At 52.3% G+C, this 21,336-nt stretch carries 23 protein-coding genes and 2 tRNA genes; 18 read left to right on the top strand and 7 right to left on the bottom strand.

Annotated features, from left to right (window positions below; all coding sequences use genetic code 11):
- The first annotated feature begins 2 nt into the window (after nt 1-2).
- From mlaC to murA, 4 genes are all read left to right on the top strand, one after another.
- Entirely contained in the window at nt 3-638 is a 636-nt protein-coding gene (gene mlaC, locus HED65_RS12740; RefSeq protein ID WP_114978848.1) for a phospholipid-binding protein MlaC, read from the top strand.
- The gene (mlaB, locus tag HED65_RS12735) at nt 638-931 is read left to right on the top strand and encodes a lipid asymmetry maintenance protein MlaB (protein ID WP_114978847.1); all 294 of its coding nucleotides are present in this window, start codon (nt 638-640) and stop codon (nt 929-931) included. Before mlaC ends, mlaB begins: the two co-directional genes overlap by 1 nt.
- Before the next feature lie 126 nt (nt 932-1,057).
- Nucleotides 1,058-1,312 carry a BolA family iron metabolism protein IbaG gene (ibaG, locus tag HED65_RS12730; protein WP_008501458.1) on the top strand — a complete coding sequence of 85 codons (255 nt, stop codon included), beginning with the start codon at nt 1,058-1,060 and terminating at the stop codon, nt 1,310-1,312.
- Between the two features lie 50 nt (nt 1,313-1,362).
- Nucleotides 1,363-2,622, top strand: a complete 1,260-nt coding sequence (gene murA / locus HED65_RS12725; RefSeq protein ID WP_114978846.1) for a UDP-N-acetylglucosamine 1-carboxyvinyltransferase — start codon at nt 1,363-1,365, stop codon at nt 2,620-2,622.
- A gap of 61 nt (nt 2,623-2,683) precedes the next feature.
- Here murA and sfsB read toward each other — a convergent pair whose 3' ends face one another.
- Together sfsB and ispB are read right to left on the bottom strand one after the other, a co-directional pair.
- Nucleotides 2,684-2,971 carry a DNA-binding transcriptional regulator SfsB gene (gene sfsB / locus HED65_RS12720; RefSeq protein WP_028017034.1) on the bottom strand — a complete coding sequence of 96 codons (288 nt, stop codon included), beginning with the start codon at nt 2,969-2,971 and terminating at the stop codon, nt 2,684-2,686.
- A gap of 230 nt (nt 2,972-3,201) precedes the next feature.
- A complete protein-coding gene (gene ispB, locus HED65_RS12715) occupies nt 3,202-4,173 on the bottom strand; it encodes an octaprenyl diphosphate synthase (RefSeq protein ID WP_114978845.1) in 972 nt (323 codons plus the stop codon).
- A 257-nt stretch (nt 4,174-4,430) separates the two neighbouring features.
- Here ispB and rplU point away from each other — a divergent pair, with 257 nt between their 5' ends.
- The 4 genes from rplU to cgtA all read left to right on the top strand — a co-directional run bounded on the left by rplU (nt 4,431) and on the right by cgtA (nt 7,269).
- Nucleotides 4,431-4,742: a 50S ribosomal protein L21 gene (gene rplU, locus HED65_RS12710; RefSeq protein WP_003025032.1), complete on the top strand. Its 312-nt coding sequence runs from the start codon at nt 4,431-4,433 to the stop codon at nt 4,740-4,742.
- A gap of 19 nt (nt 4,743-4,761) precedes the next feature.
- Nucleotides 4,762-5,019 carry a 50S ribosomal protein L27 gene (gene rpmA, locus HED65_RS12705; protein WP_004385076.1) on the top strand — a complete coding sequence of 86 codons (258 nt, stop codon included), beginning with the start codon at nt 4,762-4,764 and terminating at the stop codon, nt 5,017-5,019.
- 96 nt (nt 5,020-5,115) lie between these two features.
- Nucleotides 5,116-6,081, top strand: coding sequence for a DMT family transporter (locus HED65_RS12700; RefSeq protein ID WP_114978844.1), 966 nt, complete (start codon nt 5,116-5,118; stop codon nt 6,079-6,081).
- A 15-nt stretch (nt 6,082-6,096) separates the two neighbouring features.
- Nucleotides 6,097-7,269 carry an Obg family GTPase CgtA gene (gene cgtA / locus HED65_RS12695; protein ID WP_028017037.1) on the top strand — a complete coding sequence of 391 codons (1,173 nt, stop codon included), beginning with the start codon at nt 6,097-6,099 and terminating at the stop codon, nt 7,267-7,269.
- 34 nt (nt 7,270-7,303) lie between these two features.
- Here the strand turns inward: cgtA and pmrB are convergent, their stop codons facing one another.
- Genes pmrB through dacB form a run of 3 tightly spaced genes read right to left on the bottom strand, consistent with a single transcriptional unit; the run spans nt 7,304 to nt 10,442 of the window.
- Nucleotides 7,304-8,347, bottom strand: coding sequence for a two-component system sensor histidine kinase PmrB (gene pmrB / locus HED65_RS12690; RefSeq protein WP_114978843.1), 1,044 nt, complete (start codon nt 8,345-8,347; stop codon nt 7,304-7,306).
- On the bottom strand, nt 8,344-9,006 hold the full coding sequence (gene pmrA, locus HED65_RS12685) for a two-component system response regulator PmrA (RefSeq protein WP_114978842.1): 663 nt from the start codon (nt 9,004-9,006) through the stop codon (nt 8,344-8,346). The genes pmrB and pmrA overlap by 4 nt, the downstream gene beginning before the upstream one ends.
- Nucleotides 9,007-9,008: 2 nt before the next feature.
- Nucleotides 9,009-10,442, bottom strand: a complete 1,434-nt coding sequence (gene dacB / locus HED65_RS12680) for a serine-type D-Ala-D-Ala carboxypeptidase (RefSeq protein ID WP_114978841.1) — start codon at nt 10,440-10,442, stop codon at nt 9,009-9,011.
- Nucleotides 10,443-10,668: 226 nt separating this feature from the next.
- On the opposite strand from dacB, the gene greA reads away from it, so the two are divergent.
- Entirely contained in the window at nt 10,669-11,145 is a 477-nt protein-coding gene (greA, locus tag HED65_RS12675) for a transcription elongation factor GreA (protein WP_114978840.1), read from the top strand.
- A 151-nt stretch (nt 11,146-11,296) separates the two neighbouring features.
- Here the strand turns inward: greA and yhbY are convergent, their stop codons facing one another.
- A complete protein-coding gene (gene yhbY / locus HED65_RS12670; RefSeq protein WP_003861814.1) occupies nt 11,297-11,590 on the bottom strand; it encodes a ribosome assembly RNA-binding protein YhbY in 294 nt (97 codons plus the stop codon).
- 127 nt (nt 11,591-11,717) lie between these two features.
- Here yhbY and rlmE point away from each other — a divergent pair, with 127 nt between their 5' ends.
- The 6 genes from rlmE to HED65_RS12640 all read left to right on the top strand — a co-directional run bounded on the left by rlmE (nt 11,718) and on the right by HED65_RS12640 (nt 17,310).
- Nucleotides 11,718-12,344, top strand: a complete 627-nt coding sequence (gene rlmE / locus HED65_RS12665; protein ID WP_003861812.1) for a 23S rRNA (uridine(2552)-2'-O)-methyltransferase RlmE — start codon at nt 11,718-11,720, stop codon at nt 12,342-12,344.
- Between the two features lie 102 nt (nt 12,345-12,446).
- Nucleotides 12,447-14,381: an ATP-dependent zinc metalloprotease FtsH gene (gene ftsH / locus HED65_RS12660; RefSeq protein WP_014833437.1), complete on the top strand. Its 1,935-nt coding sequence runs from the start codon at nt 12,447-12,449 to the stop codon at nt 14,379-14,381.
- A gap of 98 nt (nt 14,382-14,479) precedes the next feature.
- Nucleotides 14,480-15,328, top strand: a complete 849-nt coding sequence (gene folP, locus HED65_RS12655) for a dihydropteroate synthase (RefSeq protein ID WP_114978839.1) — start codon at nt 14,480-14,482, stop codon at nt 15,326-15,328.
- Entirely contained in the window at nt 15,321-16,658 is a 1,338-nt protein-coding gene (gene glmM / locus HED65_RS12650) for a phosphoglucosamine mutase (RefSeq protein ID WP_028017044.1), read from the top strand. Before folP ends, glmM begins: the two co-directional genes overlap by 8 nt.
- Nucleotides 16,659-16,881: 223 nt before the next feature.
- Nucleotides 16,882-17,214 carry a preprotein translocase subunit SecG gene (gene secG / locus HED65_RS12645; RefSeq protein WP_023309338.1) on the top strand — a complete coding sequence of 111 codons (333 nt, stop codon included), beginning with the start codon at nt 16,882-16,884 and terminating at the stop codon, nt 17,212-17,214.
- Between the two features lie 9 nt (nt 17,215-17,223).
- Nucleotides 17,224-17,310 (top strand) — tRNA-Leu (locus tag HED65_RS12640).
- A gap of 104 nt (nt 17,311-17,414) precedes the next feature.
- Here the strand turns inward: HED65_RS12640 and argG are convergent.
- Complete coding sequence (gene argG / locus HED65_RS12635; RefSeq protein ID WP_028017045.1) at nt 17,415-18,761, bottom strand: argininosuccinate synthase; 1,347 nt, start codon at nt 18,759-18,761, stop codon at nt 17,415-17,417.
- A 286-nt stretch (nt 18,762-19,047) separates the two neighbouring features.
- Here argG and HED65_RS12630 point away from each other — a divergent pair.
- From HED65_RS12630 to nusA, 3 genes are all read left to right on the top strand, one after another.
- Nucleotides 19,048-19,124, top strand: a tRNA-Met gene (locus HED65_RS12630).
- 207 nt (nt 19,125-19,331) lie between these two features.
- Nucleotides 19,332-19,784 (top strand): ribosome maturation factor RimP, encoded by a 453-nt coding sequence (gene rimP, locus HED65_RS12625; protein ID WP_014833432.1) that lies wholly within the window; start codon nt 19,332-19,334, stop codon nt 19,782-19,784.
- 28 nt (nt 19,785-19,812) lie between these two features.
- Nucleotides 19,813-21,315, top strand: a complete 1,503-nt coding sequence (gene nusA / locus HED65_RS12620) for a transcription termination factor NusA (RefSeq protein WP_028017046.1) — start codon at nt 19,813-19,815, stop codon at nt 21,313-21,315.
- Nucleotides 21,316-21,336: the final 21 nt, after the last annotated feature.

Below are 21,336 nucleotides of genomic sequence, written 5' to 3'. Positions count from 1 at the left end.
TCATGTTTAAACGACTGTTAATGGTTGCCATGCTGGTCATTGCCCCTCTCACCGCGGCCCATGCTGCGGATCAGAGTAACCCGTACAAACAGATGGACGAAGCTGCGAAGAAGACTTTCGACCGTCTTAAAAACGAGCAACCAAAAATACGTGCCAATCCTGATTATCTGCGTGAGGTTGTCGATCAGGAATTGCTTCCGTACGTGCAGATCAAATATGCGGGTGCGCTGGTGCTGGGTCGCTATTACAAAGATGCGACTCCCGCCCAGCGTGATGCCTACTTTGCCGCGTTCCGTGAATACCTGAAACAGGCATATGGTCAGGCACTGGCGATGTACCACGGACAGACCTATCAGATTGCCCCTGAGCAGCCGTTGGGCGATGCTACCATTGTACCTATCCGTGTGACGATCAACGATCCTAACGGGCGTCCACCGGTTCGCCTGGATTTCCAGTGGCGTAAAAACAGCCAGACGGGGCACTGGCAGGCGTATGACATGATTGCCGAAGGGGTAAGCATGATCACCACCAAACAGAACGAGTGGAGCGACCTGCTGCGTACTAAAGGTATTGATGGCCTGACCGCGCAGCTGCAGTCTATTTCTCGTCAGAAAATTACCCTGGATGAGAAGAAGTAATGTCGCAGCAACTCAGCTGGTCGCGTGAAGGCGAGACATTAAAGCTGTCCGGTGAACTTGATCAGGATCTGCTGAACCCATTATGGGATCAACGTCATGAAGCGATGCAGGGTGTGACGCTCATCGACTTAAGTGATGTCATACGGGTGGATACAGCAGGTATTGCGCTGCTCGCCCATCTGATTGCCGTGGGGAGAAAGCAGGGGCAAAGCGTCCAGCTTCACGGCGCGAGTGATAATGTTGTTACCCTCGCGCAGCTCTACAATCTCCCTCAGGACGTGCTGCCTCGTTAATATTTTCAGTGCGTTACTTCTGAAAGCCCTGACAGTTTCATCGTCAGGGCTTTTTGCTTGTTTAAGACGACGTCACTTTGCTCTAAGATGTTGGGCTTGTTTTCACTATCAGATGATTAAGAGCCCATGGAAAATCATGAAATCCAGACAGTGCTGATGAATGCACTCTCCCTTCAGGAAGCCCACGTCACTGGCGATGGCAGTCACTTCCAGGTTATTGCTGTGGGTGAGATGTTCGACGGTATGAGCCGTGTGAAGAAGCAGCAGGCTGTGTACGCGCCGCTGATGGAATATATTGCGGATAACCGCATCCACGCTCTGTCGATTAAAGCGTTCACCCCGCAAGAGTGGGCACGCGATCGCAAACTAAACGGTTTTTGAGCTGAGGGCGACAAGCCCGCAGCACGGTTGAATTTATAAGAGAACACACAATGGATAAATTTCGTGTACAGGGGCCAACGCGTCTCCAGGGCGAAGTCACAATTTCTGGCGCGAAAAACGCCGCGCTGCCAATCCTCTTTGCTGCGCTGCTCGCGGAAGAGCCGGTAGAAATTCAGAACGTACCAAAGCTGAAAGATATCGACACCACCATGAAACTGCTCACCCAGTTGGGAACCAAAGTTGAGCGTAATGGTTCCGTCTGGATCGATGCCAGCAATGTGAACAACTTCTCTGCGCCGTACGATCTGGTGAAAACCATGCGTGCGTCCATCTGGGCGCTTGGCCCGCTGGTGGCGCGTTTTGGGCAGGGTCAGGTTTCACTGCCAGGCGGCTGTGCAATCGGCGCACGCCCGGTTGACCTGCATATCTTTGGTTTGGAGAAACTGGGCGCAGAGATCAAACTGGAAGAAGGTTACGTTAAAGCGTCCGTGAATGGTCGCCTGAAAGGCGCGCACATTGTCATGGACAAAGTGAGCGTAGGCGCAACGGTAACCATTATGTCTGCGGCAACGCTGGCAGAAGGTACCACCATTATTGAAAATGCCGCACGTGAACCGGAAATTGTGGATACCGCAAACTTCCTCGTCGCGCTGGGTGCGAAGATCTCCGGCCAGGGTACCGACCGTATCACCATCGAAGGTGTTGAGCGCCTGGGTGGCGGTGTCTATCGCGTTCTGCCGGACCGTATCGAAACCGGTACCTTCCTGGTCGCTGCGGCGATTTCTGGCGGTAAGATTGTTTGTCGTAACGCTCAGCCGGATACGCTGGATGCGGTACTGGCGAAGCTGCGCGATGCGGGTGCTGATATTGAGGTCGGTGAAGACTGGATCAGCCTCGATATGCATGGTCAGCGTCCAAAAGCGGTGAATGTACGTACTGCTCCACATCCGGCGTTCCCGACGGACATGCAGGCTCAGTTCACGTTGCTAAACCTGGTCGCTGAAGGTACTGGCTTCATCACTGAAACCATTTTCGAGAACCGCTTTATGCACGTACCGGAGCTGATCCGTATGGGTGCACATGCAGAGATCGAGAGCAACACTGTGATTTGTCACGGCGTTGAGAAGCTGTCAGGTGCTCAGGTGATGGCAACCGATCTGCGTGCGTCCGCAAGCCTGGTACTGGCAGGTTGTATCGCGGAAGGTACAACGGTTGTGGATCGTATTTACCACATCGATCGTGGCTATGAGCGTATCGAAGACAAACTACGCGCGCTGGGTGCTAACATCGAGCGTGTGAAGGGCGAGTAATCGTTCCGGCAGCCCCCTGCCAGCAATGACCGGGGGGTTGCTGTTCCTGTCAAAAATCGCATTATTCCTGCGGTTTTTTCTTTGCCTTTTTCTGGCGAATCATGCGCGATCTGTCGATAAATTCATGGGTAATGGGATCGTGATAACGCGAGGGCCAGATCACCCACGGATGCGTATCCAGCGCCGTTGCGATAATTAATTCTCCCTTTGGCCAGGGACGAGTCAGGGCGTTTGCCAGGGTTGAAGAACTCAGGCCATTGCGGCGAGATTCAGCTGCCAGTGAGGTGCCTTTTTTGCGCAGTGCCGCAATGATATCTGCCGTGTGCCAGTCGATAAATTTCGTATCCATAACGCTGTCCTTAAGTTCGGATTCTGTCACGCCGTTTCTTCTGAAACGACTGGCTTACTATACCCATTTCACACACTTGTTCTAAAAAGTTCGCGTTACTGGAAGGGATATTCAGAATAAGGCATGGCTTTATTCATGCGGTCTTTAAACCGATGAATTTACATGAACACGGAATTTACAGGTGTGTGCTGGAATCTCCCCGCGATGGCCGCAGGGAGATGCAGGAGGGATTAACGGTCTCGCTGAACGGCAATGTGGGCAAGCGCAATCATTGCATCGCGCCATGGGCTGTCGGGAATGACCTGAAGAGCTTCGATGGCTTTGTCGGCTTCTTCTTCCGCACGTTGGCGCGTCCATTCCAGCGATCCGCAGATTGCCATGGTTTCCAGCACAGGTTCCAGCAGATGACGGCCATTTCCCTGCTCAATCGCTTCACGGATCATTTTTGCCTGTTCGGCTGAACCGTTGCGCATAGCATGAAGCAGTGGCAGGGTGGGTTTGCCTTCGTTCAGGTCATCGCCCACGTTTTTGCCAAGTGTTTCGCCGTCAGCACTGTAGTCCAGCAAATCATCAATTAACTGGAATGCGGTACCCAGATAACGGCCATAGTCCTGCAGGCCTTTTTCCTGTGCTTCGGTACAGTCCGCCAGAATACCGGAGCACTGGGCAGCCGCTTCAAACAGGCGCGCGGTTTTGCTGTAGATCACGCGCATGTAGTTTTCTTCGGTGATGTCTGGGTCATTGACGTTCATCAGCTGCAGCACTTCACCTTCAGCGATCACGTTAACGGCCTCGGACATCACTTCCAGTACTTTCAGAGAGCCCAGACTGGTCATCATCTGGAAGGCGCGGGTATAGATAAAATCCCCCACCAGAACGCTGGCTGCGTTCCCGAAAGCAGCGTTTGCCGTGGCTTTACCACGACGCATATCCGATTCATCCACAACGTCGTCATGCAGAAGCGTCGCCGTGTGAATAAATTCGATAAGTGCTGCGATGGTCACGTGGGCATTTCCCTGATAACCAACGGCTCTGGCGGCCAGGATGGCAATCATCGGGCGAATGCGTTTACCGCCGCCGCTGACGATGTAGTAGCCCAACTGATTGATCAGTTGAACATCAGAGTTGAGTTGCTCCAGGATTGCTGCATTCACACCCGCCATATCTTGCGCGGTTAACTCGTTGATTTTTTCTAAATTCATCGCAAAAGCCGGGCTTTTTATCCTGTTGATCCCATCTTCAATGGGGTAACGAAGGGTTTCGGTTTATCAATAGTAGTGCTGATTGTACTGAAAAAACGGCTCAGATAAACGTTACCGTACGTGTTGTGTTTTTTTTCTTCATGTATTGACGGTAGCACTTGTCAAAGGCTCGCGTTTTGCGTAATATTCGCGCCCTATTGTGAATATTTATAGCGCACTCTGATTCATACGAGGATGTGCGCGGAAGCGGAGTTTATATGTACGCGGTTTTCCAAAGTGGTGGTAAACAACACCGAGTAAGCGAAGGTCAGACCGTTCGCCTGGAAAAGCTGGACATCGCAACTGGCGAATCTGTTGAATTCGCTGAAGTTCTGATGATCGCAAACGGTGAAGAAGTCAAAATCGGCGTTCCTTTCGTTGATGGCGGCGTTATCAAAGCTGAAGTTGTTGCACACGGTCGTGGCGAGAAAGTTAAAATCGTTAAGTTTCGTCGTCGTAAGCACTACCGTAAGCAGCAGGGCCACCGTCAGTGGTTCACTGATGTGAAAATTACTGGCATCAGCGCCTAAGACCTGAGGAGAGATTTAAATGGCACATAAAAAGGCTGGCGGCTCCACACGTAACGGTCGCGATTCAGAAGCTAAACGCCTGGGCGTTAAGCGTTTCGGTGGCGAATCCGTTCTGGCGGGTAGCATCATCGTTCGTCAACGTGGTACCAAATTCCACGCTGGCAACAACGTAGGTTGCGGTCGTGACCACACTCTGTTTGCTAAAGCAGACGGTAAAGTGAAATTTGAAGTTAAAGGCCCGAACAACCGTAAATACATCAGCATCGTTGCTGAGTAAGGTTTTCTCGGTCCGGTAACGGATTAAAGCCCCGCAACCTGTTGCGGGGCTTTTTACATTGGAAACCCGGTAATTTTTTCTGTAGGGAAAACGGGCATGAAGCAGCAGGCCGGCATTGGTATTCTTTTGGCGCTCACTACCGCAATGTGCTGGGGTGCGCTGCCAATTGCCATGAAGCAGGTACTGGAAGTGATGGAGCCGCCTACGGTGGTCTTTTATCGCTTTCTGATGGCAAGCATCGGCCTTGGGGCCATTCTGGCTATCAAAGGTAAGCTTCCACCCTTGCGGCTCTTCCGTAAACCGCGCTGGCTGGTGTTGCTGGCTATCGCGACGGGCGGTCTGTTCGGTAACTTCATCCTGTTCAGCTCTTCCCTGCAATATCTCAGCCCCACGGCGTCGCAGGTGATTGGTCAGCTTTCACCGGTGGGCATGATGGTCGCCAGCGTCTTTATCCTCAAGGAGAAGATGCGCGGTACACAGATTGTCGGGGCGAGCATGCTGCTATGCGGACTGGTGATGTTCTTCAACACCAGCCTGATAGAGATTTTTACCCGGCTGACGGATTACACCTGGGGTGTGATCTTCGGTGTAGGTGCAGCTGCGGTCTGGGTGAGTTATGGTGTCGCGCAAAAGGTGTTATTGCGACGTCTGGCCTCACAGCAGATCCTCTTTTTGCTGTACACTTTGTGTACAATAGCATTACTGCCATTAGCAAAGCCGGGTGTGATTGCCCAGCTTAGCGACTGGCAACTGGCGTGTCTCATTTTTTGTGGACTGAATACGCTGGTCGGTTATGGCGCGCTGGCCGAAGCGATGGCGCGCTGGCAGGCAGCACAGGTGAGCGCGTTAATCACGCTGACCCCGTTGTTTACGCTGTTATTTTCAGATTTGTTATCAATGGCCTGGCCCGATGTCTTCGTCAGACCGATGCTCAACTTGTTGGGTTATCTCGGTGCGTTTGTCGTGGTTGCGGGCGCGATGTATTCCGCCATTGGTCATCGTCTTTGGGGACGTTGGCGCAAAAATGAAGCGGTTGTAGTGGTCCCCCGCTCAGGCGAATGAGTTACGGAGAGTAAAATGAAGTTTGTTGATGAAGCGACGATCCTGGTCGTGGCTGGTGATGGCGGCAATGGTTGCGTGAGCTTCCGCCGTGAAAAATATATCCCACGTGGTGGCCCTGATGGTGGCGACGGCGGGGATGGTGGTGACGTTTGGCTTGAGGCAGATGAGAACCTCAACACGCTGATCGACTACCGTTTCGAAAAATCATTCCGCGCTGAACGTGGCCAGAATGGCCAGAGCCGTGACTGTACCGGTAAACGCGGTAAAGATGTCACCATTAAGGTTCCTGTCGGTACGCGTGTTATCGATCAAGGTACCGGTGAGACCATGGGTGACATGACCAAACACGGTCAGCGTCTGATGGTCGCAAAAGGTGGTTGGCACGGTCTGGGTAACAGCCGTTTCAAATCTTCCGTTAACCGTACTCCGCGTCAGAAAACGATGGGGACGCCTGGCGATAAGCGCGATCTGCAACTGGAGCTGATGCTTCTGGCCGACGTGGGCATGCTGGGTATGCCAAATGCCGGTAAATCGACGTTTATTCGCGCCGTGTCTGCCGCGAAACCAAAAGTGGCGGATTATCCGTTTACCACACTGGTACCAAGCCTGGGCGTTGTCCGCATGGATAACGAGAAGAGCTTTGTGGTTGCCGATATTCCGGGTCTGATTGAAGGTGCTGCTGAAGGTGCCGGTCTGGGTATCCGCTTCCTGAAACACCTTGAGCGCTGTCGCGTATTGCTGCACCTCATTGATATCGATCCTATCGACGGTTCCGATCCGGTTGAAAACGCCCGAATCATCATCGGCGAGCTGGAAAAATACAGCGAAAAACTGGCGAATAAACCACGCTGGCTGGTCTTCAACAAAATTGACCTGATGGACAAAGCCGAAGCGGAAGCGAAAGCTAAAGCGATTGCTGAAGCAATGGGTTGGGAAGAGAAATACTACCTGATCTCTGCGGCAAGCCAGGTTGGCGTGAAAGACCTCTGCTGGGATGTGATGACCTTTATCATCGAGAACCCAATTGTTCAGGCTGAAGAAGCGAAACAGCCTGAAAAAGTCGAATTCATGTGGGATGACTACCACCGTCAACAGCTCGAAGAGCTGGAAGCGGAAGAGGAAGAAGACTGGGATGATGATTGGGATGAAGACGACGAAGAAGGCGTCGAGTTCATCTACAAGCACTAATATCAGTTCAAAGCCCCCATTAAGGGGGCTTTTTTTATTCCAGCGTCGAGGGTAACCAACAGCTGGCGATTAAACCGCCCTCAACACCGTTCTCAAGTGTCAGCTTACCGCGGTGGAGTTGCATGATGCGCTGCACAATACTCAGTCCCAGGCCACTACCACCATAACGCTGATCAAGACGACGGAACGGTTCAGTGATTGACTGTCGGTGCGCTTCAGCAATACCTGGCCCCTGATCGATAACACTGACCTGTGTACCGCCCTCGACTTCTGCTAATGTCACTTCAATGGTTGTCCCTGACGGGCTGTAACGTCCGGCATTCTCCAGCAGGTTACGCAGCATCAGACGCAGAAGCACGGCGTCTCCCTGAACCGTGAGCGCACTTTTGGCAGGCCATATCACGGTATGGTCTTTGGCTTCATGCTCCAGACCAAGCGGAGTGATGATATTCTCCGTCCAGTGAATGGTTTCGTAGTGACCGCTGGCCATTGCTTGCCCTGCTCGGGCCAGCATTAGCAGTTGCTCAACGGTGTGCATGAGTTGGTCAATACGGCTAATTAACGTCGCAGCCTGAGGAGAACCAGACTGTGCCATCAGTTCAAGATGGAGCCTGATGCCGGCAAGGGGCGTCCGCAGTTCATGTGCGGCGTCTGCGGTGAAAAGACGCTCCTGTTGGATAGTATTATCCAGCCGGGCGAGCAACTGATTCAGGGAGGTTGTCACCGCGCCGATTTCTTCCATGTCGGAATACATAGGAAGCGGTGTTAAGTTATCCGCCGAACGGTTAGCCAGGCTGGCACGCAGTTTATTCAGAGGTCGGGTTATCCAGGTCACTGCCCAGAATGAGAAAAACAGCGTGAAACCAACCATCACCAGAGATGGAACCAGCAGAGAGGCGATCGCTTCGCGGATCTCTTTTTCGACATGGTTGTTACGCGCTTTTGCTGACAACGTCTCACTGACCAGAAAACCAATCTGTTCACGGCTTTCATGCCACAGCCAGATCACGCTTATCAGTTGAAAAAATAAGAGAATCACCGCCAGCAGCACCATCAAGCGCCGACGCATGCTGTTCATTTCTGGCTCTCCAGGCGGTAGCCAACGCCACGGACGGTTTTGATCCGGTCTTTGCCAAGCTTACGACGCAGGTTGTGAATGTGGACTTCAAGGGTATTGGACCCAGGATCGTCCTGCCAGGAGTAAATATCCTGTTGCAGGGTTTCTCTGTGCACCGTTTGCCCGCTGCGCATAATCAGGCGCGTAAGCAAAGCAAACTCTTTGGGTGTCACCTCAATCGGATGGGACTGACGCAGCACCTGCTGGGTTTGCAGATTCAGCGTAATATCACCATCAGTCAGCAAGTTATCGCTATGGCCCTGATAACGGCGTATTAACGCTCGCACGCGAGCCTGCAGTTCTGCCAGTGCAAAAGGCTTCACCAGGTAATCATCTGCGCCAGCATCGAGGCCGGTGATACGATCTTCTATGGCATCGCGTGCTGTCAGGATCAACACTGGATTGGCGATCCCGCGGCGACGCCACTGACTGAGCAGCGTGGCACCGTCTTTATCAGGTAAGCCCAAATCAAGGATCACCAGACTGTATTCGCCGCTCTGGATCAGAGCATCCGCCTCCGCCGCTGTGCCAGCACAGTCAAGGGCATACCCTTCATTAGCCAGCCCTAGCGCCAGCCCTTCCTGTAATAACAGGTCGTCTTCAACTATGAGTAGTTTCATCGCTAGTTATTCTGGTAGATGTCCTTATAAAGCCTGCTTTCGAACCGAACAAGCGGAATACGGCGATTGCGCTGGTCGGTCGGCTCGACGGCATAGCCGGAAAGATACTGCACGAATGCCATGCGTTGTCCGCTGGCGGTGGTGATGAAGCCTGCAAGGTTGTAAACCCCCTGCAATGAACCTGTCTTCGCGGATACTTTACCATCCACACCGGCAGCGTGAAGCCCGGCGCGGTACTGCAGCGTACCGTCCTGCCCGGCAAGTGGCAGCATAGAAATAAAGTTTAGCTCAGTGTCATGTTGTGCAATGTACTGAAGCACTTGCATCATGCTGGCCGGGGAGATCAAATTATGGCGTGATAACCCGGAGCCATCGACGGCGATGGTATTACCCAGATCGATCCCTGCTTGTTGTCGCAGGATCTGACGAACAGCATCTGAGCCCGCACGCCAGGTCCCTGGCACGCCAAAGCGCGCGTGACCAATCATGCGGAACACGGTGTCGGCAATCATGTTGTCAGACTTTTTCAGCATAATTCGCAGCAAATCGTGCAGCGGTGGCGACTGTTTGCTGGCGATGACCGTGCCGGGTTGGTTGACCTGCGTCTGACGAAGCAGCGTGCCGGTGTATGTTATTCCCGCTTGTTTCAGTTCATCTTTCAGAATGGCACCCGCATAGCTTGCCCCATCCTGTATCGCAAAGGCCAGCGGCAACGGATCGGCGCGCTGCGTGAGGCAGCCCGTCAGCGTGAAGCGGTTAAGATCGCCTGGTACCACGTCCAGTTCGCAATACTGCGCATCCGGTGAGCCCTTGGCCAGCGTGCGTACCTGACTAAACATCGTGACCGGGTAGTAGGATGCCACACGGATAAACGCTAAATCATCTGGCTTTGGCGCGCTGTACAGCGAAACAGAGAAACAGTTACGGTCAACAATCGCGGCGGCGGGCGGGGCGCTAAAGCACTGCGTCATGTCGTTCCACGGCCAACCAGGAGCCTTATCGTGGCTGGCAAAGATAGAGGTGTCGATCAGTACATTGCCATCAATCTTCTGCACACCGGATTTTTTCAGCACCGCAACCATATTGCGGATATCCTGGCGTTTAAAGGTTGGGTCACCTCCGAAGCGGGCGATAAGATCGCCTTTCAGTTCACCGCCCTCGACGTTGCCTTTGGTCTCAAGGGTGGTGGTGAAACGGAAATCAGGCCCGAGCTGAAGCAGGGCGGCGAGCGCAGTGATCACCTTCTGGGTACTGGCGGGCAGCGCCATTTGTTGACTGTGGTAGTCAATTTCTGGTGTCGGCGCTCCGACCTTCTGCACCATCAATGCAAGGTTGGCACCTGCGGGCAGTTGATTAATATACTCATCAACATTCGCAGCCTGAACGCTGAACGTTATACCGGTAGTCAATCCGATGATAAATCTGGAAAATCGCATAATCTCGCGCTAACAACCCGAAAACAAACCGTCATACTACGGTGCATAGCACTGCAAAGTAAACGATGACCCATAGTGAACTTCGGGGTAAAATGCGTATCAAATTGAAAATTGCTGCTGACCTGGGGTCTGACCCCCGGGTCGGTTTTCTTTTTGCTTCTGGCCTGCTAATGCGGCCGGGGCAGGGAACACTGCTCCCAACAGGAATGTTTAAGAGGTATAACAAATGCAAGCTATTCCGATGACCTTACGTGGTGCCGAAAAACTGCGCAAAGAGCTGGATTTCCTGAAATCCGTTCGTCGCCCTGAAATTATCGCCGCTATCGCGGAAGCGCGTGAGCATGGCGACCTGAAGGAGAATGCTGAATATCATGCGGCGCGTGAGCAGCAGGGCTTTTGCGAAGGGCGCATTAAAGATATCGAAGCCAAGCTGTCTAATGCGCAGGTTATCGACATCACAAAAATGCCAAATAATGGCCGCGTGATCTTCGGCTCAAGCGTTACTGTGCTGAACCTGGACAGCGACGAAGAGCAAACTTATCGCATCGTGGGCGATGATGAAGCCGATTTTAAACAGAACCTAATTTCGGTGAACTCACCGATTGCTCGTGGCCTGATTGGCAAAGAGCAGGATGATGTTGTGACTATCCGCACCCCTGGTGGTGAAGTGGAGTACGAAATTATCAAGGTCGAGTACCTGTAATTCGCCTCTCTGCTAAGATGTTGATACATTGTAAAGAAAAGAAAAAGGCCGCATAGCGGCCTTTTATCAACTCAAGGAGCGTGGCATTTTGCTCACCTGCTGACAGAAATCCCTCGTTTTACACAGAAAATGTGTTCGATTCAGGATATCCTTAGCGTGGCAGCGAGATTTTACGCTCTTTAGATGGGCGGTAGAGCACCAGCGTTTTACCGATGACCTGTACATTACAGGCGCCGGTTTCGCGCACGATGGCTTCCACGATCAGGTTTTTAGTGTCTCTGTCTTCAGAGGCGATTTTCACCTTGATCAGCTCGTGGTGTTCCAGCGCTTGTTCAATCTCGGCAAGCACCCCTTCGGTCAAACCATTGTTGCCAAGCATGACTACAGGCTTGAGCGGATGTGCCAGACCTTTAAGGTGCTGTTTTTGTTTAGTACTCAGATTCATCGTATATTTTTGCTTACGTTGGGATTGAAAACGGTTCATTCTACCGCCATCTCCCTTATATCGCCAAATAGCTGCGTAGAAATTTACGTCACAGGCAAGCAACGATGAACCAGGACGGAAATGTTAAATGACAGGTAAAAAGCGTTCTGCCAGCTCCAGCCGCTGGCTTCAGGAACACTTTAGCGATAAATATGTTCAACAGGCGCAGAAAAAGGGGTTGCGATCCCGCGCCTGGTTTAAACTTGATGAAATACAGCAAAGTGACAAACTTTTTAAGCCGGGGATGACGGTTGTCGACCTCGGTGCGGCACCTGGCGGATGGTCCCAGTATGCGGTAACGCAGATCGGCGGAACCGGTCGAATCATCGCGTGTGATCTTTTACCAATGGATCCCATCGTTGGTGTCGACTTCCTTCAGGGCGATTTTCGTGATGAATTAGTGCTGAAAGCGTTACTTGATCGTGTAGGTGACAGTAAGGTCCAGGTTGTCATGTCGGATATGGCACCAAATATGTGTGGAACACCGGCGGTGGATATCCCCCGCGCCATGTATCTGGTGGAGCTAGCGTTAGAAATGTGTCGTGATGTACTAGCGCCTGGTGGTAGTTTTGTTGTGAAGGTGTTTCAGGGCGAAGGTTTCGAGGAGTATCTTAAGGAAATTCGCTCCCTGTTTGCGAAGGTCAAAGTTCGTAAGCCGGACTCTTCCCGGGCCCGTTCCCGAGAAGTGTATATTGTAGCGACCGGGCGAAAATGATAACCGGTGGATTTCAGGCGAAAGTTTGAATGAAACTGGATATAGAGTATCCTGACGCTGTTTTTAACACAGTTGTAATATGAGGTTAATCCCTTGAGTGACATGGCGAAAAACCTAATACTCTGGCTGGTCATTGCCGTTGTGCTGATGTCAGTATTCCAGAGCTTTGGGCCCAGCGAGTCGAATGGCCGCAAGGTGGATTATTCTACCTTCCTGCAGGAGGTCAATCAGGACCAGGTTCGCGAAGCGCGTATCAACGGACGTGAGATCAACGTTACCAAGAAAGATAGTAACCGTTACACGACTTACATCCCGGTGAACGATCCTAAGCTGCTTGATAACCTTCTGACTAAAAACGTCAAGGTGGTAGGTGAGCCGCCAGAAGAACCAAGCCTGCTGGCTTCTATCTTCATTTCCTGGTTCCCGATGCTGCTTCTTATCGGCGTCTGGATCTTCTTTATGCGCCAGATGCAGGGCGGCGGTGGCAAAGGTGCCATGTCGTTCGGTAAGAGCAAGGCGCGTATGCTGACGGAAGACCAGATCAAGACCACGTTCGCTGACGTTGCCGGGTGTGACGAAGCGAAAGAAGAGGTCGGTGAACTGGTTGAATACCTGCGCGAGCCGAGCCGTTTCCAGAAACTGGGCGGTAAGATCCCGAAAGGCGTGCTGATGGTAGGCCCTCCGGGTACCGGTAAAACCCTGCTGGCGAAAGCCATCGCGGGTGAAGCGAAGGTGCCGTTCTTTACAATTTCGGGTTCTGACTTCGTAGAAATGTTCGTGGGTGTGGGTGCATCTCGTGTGCGCGACATGTTCGAGCAGGCTAAGAAGGCAGCACCGTGCATTATCTTCATCGATGAAATCGACGCCGTAGGTCGCCAGCGTGGCGCTGGGCTGGGTGGTGGTCACGATGAACGTGAACAGACGCTGAACCAGATGCTGGTTGAGATGGACGGTTTCGAAGGTAACGAAGGTATCATCGTTATCGCGGCGACTAACCGTCCTGACGTACTTGACCCTGCGCTGCTGCGTCCAGGCCGTTTCGACCGTCAGGTTGTGGTGGGTCTGCCAGATGTTCGCGGTCGTGAACAGATTCTGAAAGTCCATATGCGTCGCGTACCGCTGGCGCCAGATATCGACGCGGCAATCATTGCGCGCGGTACCCCAGGTTTCTCTGGTGCGGACCTGGCTAACCTCGTCAACGAAGCAGCACTGTTTGCCGCTCGCGGTAACAAGCGTGTTGTGTCGATGGTAGAGTTCGAGAAAGCGAAAGACAAAATCATGATGGGTGCGGAACGTCGCTCCATGGTGATGACCGAAGCGCAGAAAGAGTCCACGGCGTACCACGAAGCGGGTCACGCGATCATCGGCCGCCTGGTACCGGAACACGATCCGGTGCATAAAGTGACGATTATTCCGCGCGGTCGTGCGCTGGGTGTGACCTTCTTCCTGCCTGAAGGCGACGCGATCAGCGCCAGCCGTCAGAAACTGGAAAGTCAGATTTCAACCCTGTACGGCGGTCGTCTGGCGGAAGAGATTATCTACGGTGCAGAACATGTTTCTACCGGTGCGTCTAACGATATTAAAGTCGCGACAAACCTGGCGCGTAACATGGTGACTCAGTGGGGCTTCTCCGACAAACTCGGTCCGCTGCTGTATGCAGAGGAAGAGGGTGAAGTATTCCTGGGCCGTTCTGTGGCGAAAGCGAAACATATGTCCGATGAGACTGCACGTATCATCGACCAGGAAGTGAAAGCGCTGATTGAACGTAACTACGGTCGCGCACGTCAGATCCTGAACGACAATATGGACATTCTGCATTCAATGAAAGATGCGCTCATGAAATATGAGACCATTGATGCTCCGCAGATCGACGACCTGATGGCCCGCCGCGAAGTGCGTCCGCCAGCTGGCTGGGAAGACCCAGGTGCTTCCAACAATTCTGACAATAATGGCACCCCGCGTGCGCCGCGTCCGGTTGATGAACCGCGTACGCCAAACCCGGGCAACACCATGTCAGAACAGTTGGGCGATAAGTAAGTCACTGCTGTTGAAGCGTTTGTCTGTACATCAAACCCTGGAGCTTGCTCCGGGGTTTTTCTTTTCTGTTTAACCTTGAAAATACCAGGGATTTTGCCATGAAACTATTCGCTCAGGACTCGCATCTCGATCTCTCACATCCCCATGTGATGGGGATCCTGAATGTTACCCCTGATTCCTTCTCCGACGGTGGCACGCATAACACGCTCATCGAAGCGGTTAAGCACGCCAATTTAATGATCAATGCAGGTGCCACGATCATTGATGTTGGCGGCGAATCGACGCGTCCTGGTGCGGCTGACGTTTCTGTGGAAGAAGAGCTAGCGCGCGTGGTGCCGGTGGTGGAAGCGATAGCACAGCGATTTGAGGTCTGGATCTCTGTGGATACATCCAAGCCAGAAGTGATCCGTGAAGTGGCGAGAGTAGGTGCTCACATTATCAATGATATCCGTTCGCTCACCGAACCTGGCGCACTTGAAGCCGCTGCGGAAACCGGCTTGCCGGTTTGCCTGATGCATATGCAAGGGCAACCGAAAACCATGCAGGAAGCGCCAAAGTATGATGATGTGTACGCCGATGTGAATCGCTTCTTTATTGAACATATTGCGCGCTGCGAACGTGCAGGTATCGCAAAAGAGAAATTGCTGCTCGACCCGGGGTTCGGTTTCGGTAAAAATCTCTCCCACAATTATGCATTGCTTGCGCGCTTATCGGAATTTCATCACTTTGGCCTGCCGCTGCTGGTGGGGATGTCGAGAAAGTCGATGATTGGTCAGTTACTGAATGTGGGGCCAGGGGAACGCCTGAGTGGCAGCCTGGCCTGCGCGGTGATTGCGGCGATGCAAGGTGCGCACATTATCCGTGTCCATGACGTCAAAGAAACAGTAGAAGCCATGCGAGTGGTGGAAGCCACACTGGCAGCGAAGGAAAACAAACGCTATGAGTAATCGTAAATATTTTGGTACCGATGGTATCCGTGGGCGTGTAGGCGATGCTCCCATCACCCCTGATTTTGTCCTGAAGCTCGGCTGGGCTGCTGGCAAGGTACTGGCACGTCATGGTTCCCGTAAGATCATTATCGGTAAAGACACTCGTATTTCGGGTTATATGCTGGAATCGGCACTGGAAGCTGGCCTTGCGGCTGCCGGGCTATCCGCCTCCTTTACGGGGCCAATGCCAACACCTGCAGTCGCATACCTGACGCGTACTTTCCGTGCAGAAGCGGGGATTGTTATTTCGGCTTCACACAACCCGTTCTATGACAACGGTATCAAGTTCTTCTCCATCGATGGCACCAAGTTGCCGGATGAAGTGGAAGAAGCCATTGAAGCCGAAATGGAAAAAGAGATCACCTGTGTCGATTCCGCAGAACTGGGTAAAGCCAACCGTATCGTCGATGCGGCGGGTCGTTATATCGAATTCTGCAAAGGGACATTCCCGAACGAACTGAGTCTGGCACATCTCAAAATTGTGGTGGACTGCGCAAACGGTGCGACCTACCACATTGCCCCGAATGTCTTCCGTGAACTGGGCGCGAAGGTCATCACCATTGGCTGTGAGCCGGATGGTCTGAACATTAACGAACAGGTTGGTGCGACAGACGTTCGTGCCCTGCAGGCGCGTGTGCTGGCTGAAAAAGCCGATCTGGGTATTGCGCTGGACGGCGACGGTGACCGCGTAATCATGGTCGACCACGAAGGCAATAAGGTCGATGGTGACCAGATCCTGTATATCATCGCGCGTGAAGGTCTGCGTCAGGGGCAGTTGCGTGGCGGCGCAGTCGGCACCTTAATGAGTAACATGGGCCTGGAACTGGCACTGAAACAGCTCGGTATTCCGTTTGTTCGCGCGAAAGTGGGTGACCGCTACGTGCTGGAAAAACTGCAGGAGAAGGGCTGGCGAATTGGCGCAGAAAACTCCGGTCACGTGATTCTGCTGGACAAAACCACCACCGGGGACGGTATCGTCGCCGCACTGCAGGTGGTTGCGGCCATGGCGCGCAACCATATGAGCCTGCACGATCTCTGCAGCGGTATGAAAATGTTCCCACAGATCCTGGTGAACGTGCGGTTTACCGCCGGTAAAGGCGATCCGCTGGAAAATGATAACGTGAAAGCGGTGATGGCTGATGTTGAAGCTGCCCTGGGCAACCGTGGACGCGTACTGTTGCGTAAGTCTGGTACTGAACCACTGATTCGCGTTATGGTGGAAGGGGAAGACGAAGCGCAGGTTAATGAATTTGCGCACCGTATCGCGGATGCCGTAAAAGCTGCATAATTTTGCACGCTAAATGTTTAAAAAGGCGGCTTTTGTCGCCTTTGTTTTAATCAATTAATGGCTTTTTGCTGTTTTTTTCCGCAGTTGATACAATGCGTCAAAAATGCCCTTGCGAAGGTCATTCGCTTTGGTTAGTATTCACACCCGCTTCAGTGGGAAACAAAAATCCTGCTAATTGGTCGAAGCATTGGTATGCGGCAAATCCGCAAGGAACAGGTTGATTATGTACGAAGCTCTTTTAGTTGTTTTCCTTATTGTAGCCATCGCTCTCGTAGCGCTGATTATGCTGCAGCAAGGTAAAGGCGCTGATATGGGAGCCTCCTTCGGAGCAGGCGCTTCCGGTACGCTGTTCGGTTCAAGTGGTTCTGCGAACTTCATGACCCGCACAACGGCGATTCTGGCTACGCTGTTCTTCATCATCAGTCTGGTGCTTGGCAATATCAACAGCAACAAGACCAGCAAAGGAAGCGAGTGGGAAAATCTGAGCGCGCCAGCAAAAACTGAGCAAACTCAACCAGCTGCTCCGGCTAAGCCGACCAGCGATATCCCGCACTAAGTATTCTGTACCGAGGTGGTGGAATTGGTAGACACGCTACCTTGAGGTGGTAGTGCCCTAACGGGCTTGTGGGTTCGAGTCCCATCCTCGGTACCAATATTCCAGAAGAAAGACGTCGAAAGACGTCTTTTTTTTCGTCTGTGGATTAACAGGCATAAAAAAGGCGTCCATCGGACGCCTTTTGCATTTCTTGTCAGCGATTACTTCTTATCGCTGTGCTCCAGGTTTTCAACCTGTGGCAGACCATTACCGGAACTGGCAGAGAGCAGGCCATTCTCCACGTAGTTAAACAGCTTCGCACGCGTATCGGTGATGTCCAGGTTACGCATGGTTAACTGGCCAATACGATCGTCCGGAGAGAACACAGATTCCCCTTTCTCCATGGTCAGACGTTCTGCTTTGTAAGTCAGATTGTCAGACACGGTGTTTAGGATGGAGTAGTCGTTACCGCGACGCAGCTCAAGAGTGACTTCACCAGTGATTGCACTTGCAACCCAACGTTGCAGGGAATCACGCAGCATCAGTGCCTGCGGATCGAACCAGCGGCCCTGGTACAGCAGTTTACCCAGTTGGCGCCCATGAGAGTGATACTGCTCAATGGTATCTTCGTTGTGAATACCGGTCAGCAGACGCTCGTATGCGATATGCAGCAGCGCCATCCCCGGGGCTTCATAGATGCCACGGCTTTTCGCTTCGATGATACGGTTTTCAATCTGATCGCTCATGCCCAGACCGTGACGACCACCGATACGGTTTGCTTCCAGCATCAGTTCAACATCGTCAGAGAACGTTTTGCCGTTCAGCGCAACCGGATGACCACGTTCGAAACGCACGGTCACTTCTTCCGCCTGAATTTTGACGTTTTCGTCCCAGAACTTCACACCCATGATCGGGTTAACAATCTTCACGCTGGAATTCAGGAACTCCAGGTCTTTCGCTTCGTGCGTTGCACCCAGCATATTGGAGTCGGTGGAATAGGCTTTCTCGACTGACATTTTGTAGTCAAAACCACAGGCGATCATGAATTCGGACATCTCATGACGGCCACCCAGCTCGTCGATGAAGTCAGTATCCAGCCACGGTTTGTAGATCTGCAGCTCAGCGTTTGTCAGCAGACCATAACGATAGAAACGCTCGATATCGTTGCCTTTATAGGTGCTACCGTCACCCCAGATGTTCACGCCATCTTCTTTCATGGCTGCAACCAGCATAGTACCGGTCACGGCACGGCCCAGTGGGGTGGTATTGAAATAGGTCAGGCCGCCGGTGGTGTTATGGAACGCGCCACACTGAATAGCCGCGATACCTTCAGCGACCAGTTGTTTACGGCAGTCAATCAGACGTGCGTTCTCTGCACCATATTCCATGGCACGACGAGGGATCGCATCATAATCTTCCTCATCTGGCTGACCGAGGTTCGCAGTATATGCATACGGAACCGCTCCCTTCTGGCGCATCCACAGCAGTGCAGCGCTGGTATCCAGGCCGCCTGAGAAAGCGATGCCAATACGTTGTCCTACCGGAAGATGCTTGAGAATCGTCGTCATATAATAAAACCCTGCTTGATTGACTGATTAGAGACCGCTTTCGCTATCTGTGCATGTTTATGCAAAATAAGTGAGTACTCATTTAATCATCTTTTGCCGATGACCGAAAGAGACTCCTGCGTTTTTTGTAAAAATTTTGGTCTGATTGCTCTGACGGAAGTCGCCTTGACAGGTGGGGTCAACTATCAATATACTGAACGCCGATTTTACGTCCCGTCTTCGGTACCAAATCCCAGCATTATTTGCAAATTCTGTCCAAAACGCGTAGAATTTGCCACGTTTCAGGCGCGGGGTGGAGCAGCCTGGTAGCTCGTCGGGCTCATAACCCGAAGGTCGTCGGTTCAAATCCGGCCCCCGCAACCACTTTCCCATAAAGTTCTTTTTCAAATATACTGTGAAGACTTAGAGCCTTCGTAGCTGGATTTGAAAAAATTCTTTCGGAGAGTGCTCCAGGCCACAGTTGTGGCTATAGGGTTCAGTTATCTAAAGCCCCGATTTATCGGGGTTTTTTGTTATCTGACTACAGAATAACTGGGCTTTACGCCCTTTTTTTATGTCTTGGGGGTGGGCTTGTCCACATTAGAGCAAAAATTAACAGAGATGATTACTGCACCGGTCGAAGCACTGGGCTACGAACTGGTCGGCATCGAATTCGTTCGCGGCCGTACATCGACGCTGCGCATCTATATTGATAGTGAAGATGGCATCAATGTTGATGATTGTGCTGATGTTAGCCACCAGGTGAGTGCGGTTCTTGATGTTGAAGACCCGATTACCGTTGCGTACAACCTGGAAGTTTCCTCACCTGGCCTCGATCGCCCGATGTTCACGGCCGAACACTATGTGCGTTTTACCGGTGAAGAAGTGGCTCTCGTTCTGCGTATGGCCGTACAGAACCGCCGTAAATGGCAGGGAATTATCAAAGCCGTTGATGGTGAAATGATCACGGTAACAGTCGAAGGCAAAGATGAAGTGTTCGCGCTGAGTAATATCCAGAAGGCGAACCTGGTTCCCCACTTTTAACAGTCTGGATTGAGGTGAAAAGCCCGCGATGAACAAAGAAATTTTGGCTGTTGTTGAAGCCGTCTCCAACGAGAAATCACTGCCGCGTGAGAAGATTTTCGAAGCGCTGGAAAGTGCACTGGCTACAGCAACCAAGAAAAAATACGAGCAAGAGATCGATGTTCGCGTAGAAATCGATCGTAAAAGCGGTGACTTCGATACATTCCGTCGTTGGGTAATCGTTGAAGAAGTGACCCAGCCGACCAAAGAGATCACCCTGGAAGCGGCACGTTTTGAAGACGAAAGTCTGAACGTGGGTGAATACGTTGAAGATCAGATTGAATCTGTGACTTTCGACCGTATCACGACCCAGACCGCGAAACAGGTTATCGTGCAGAAAGTGCGTGAAGCCGAGCGCGCGCTGGTTGTCGACCAGTTCCGCGATCAGGAAGGCGAAATCATTACTGGCGTGGTGAAGAAAGTGAACCGCGACAACATCTCTCTGGAAATCAAATCCGAAGGGATGCCGGGTAACGCTGAAGCGGTAATTCTGCGTGAAGATATGCTGCCACGTGAAAACTTCCGTCCAGGTGACCGTATTCGTGGTGTTCTGTACGCCGTGCGTCCTGAAGCGCGTGGTGCACAGCTGTTCGTGACCCGTTCTAAACCAGAAATGCTGGTTGAACTGTTCCGTATCGAAGTACCGGAAATCGGCGAAGAAGTTATCGAGATTAAAGCAGCGGCTCGCGATCCGGGCTCTCGTGCGAAAATTGCGGTGAAAACCAACGACAAACGTATCGACCCAGTCGGTGCTTGTGTCGGTATGCGTGGTGCGCGTGTTCAGGCTGTCTCTACTGAGCTTGGCGGCGAGCGTATTGATATCGTTCTGTGGGACGATAACCCGGCGCAGTTCGTGATCAACGCAATGGCTCCAGCTGATGTGGCGTCTATCGTTGTTGACGAAGACAAACACACTATGGATATCGCAGTTGAAGCGGGCAACCTGGCGCAGGCAATCGGCCGTAATGGTCAGAACGTTCGCCTGGCGTCACAGCTGAGCGGCTGGGAACTCAACGTCATGACCGTTGATGACCTGCAGGCCAAGCATCAGGCTGAAGCCCATGCGGCGATCGATACCTTCACTAAGTACCTGGATATTGACGAAGATTTCGCCACTGTTCTGGTTGAAGAAGGCTTCTCTACGCTGGAAGAACTGGCCTATGTGCCAATGAAAGAGCTGCTGGAAATTGACGGTCTGGATGAGCCAACCGTTGAAGCCCTGCGTGAACGCGCTAAAAACGCACTGACCACCCTGGCACTGGCTCAGGAAGAAAGCCTTGGCGATAAGAAGCCGGCTGATGACCTGCTGAATCTGGAAGGTCTTGATCGTGCGATTGCGTTCAAGCTGGCTGCCCGTGGTGTTTGTACGCTGGAAGACCTCGCCGAGCAAGGCGTTGATGACCTGGCTGATATCGAAGGTTTAACCGACGAGAAAGCCGGCGAGCTCATCATGGCCGCACGTAATATTTGCTGGTTCGGCGACGAAGCGTAATAAACTGTAGCAGGAAGGAAC

This window comes from Pantoea sp. LS15, from assembly GCF_012241585.1.
Classification (GTDB): Bacteria; Pseudomonadota; Gammaproteobacteria; order Enterobacterales; family Enterobacteriaceae; genus Enterobacter.
The sequence above is the reverse complement of the archived record's forward strand: the minus strand, read 5'-3'. Positions and strand labels throughout refer to the sequence as shown.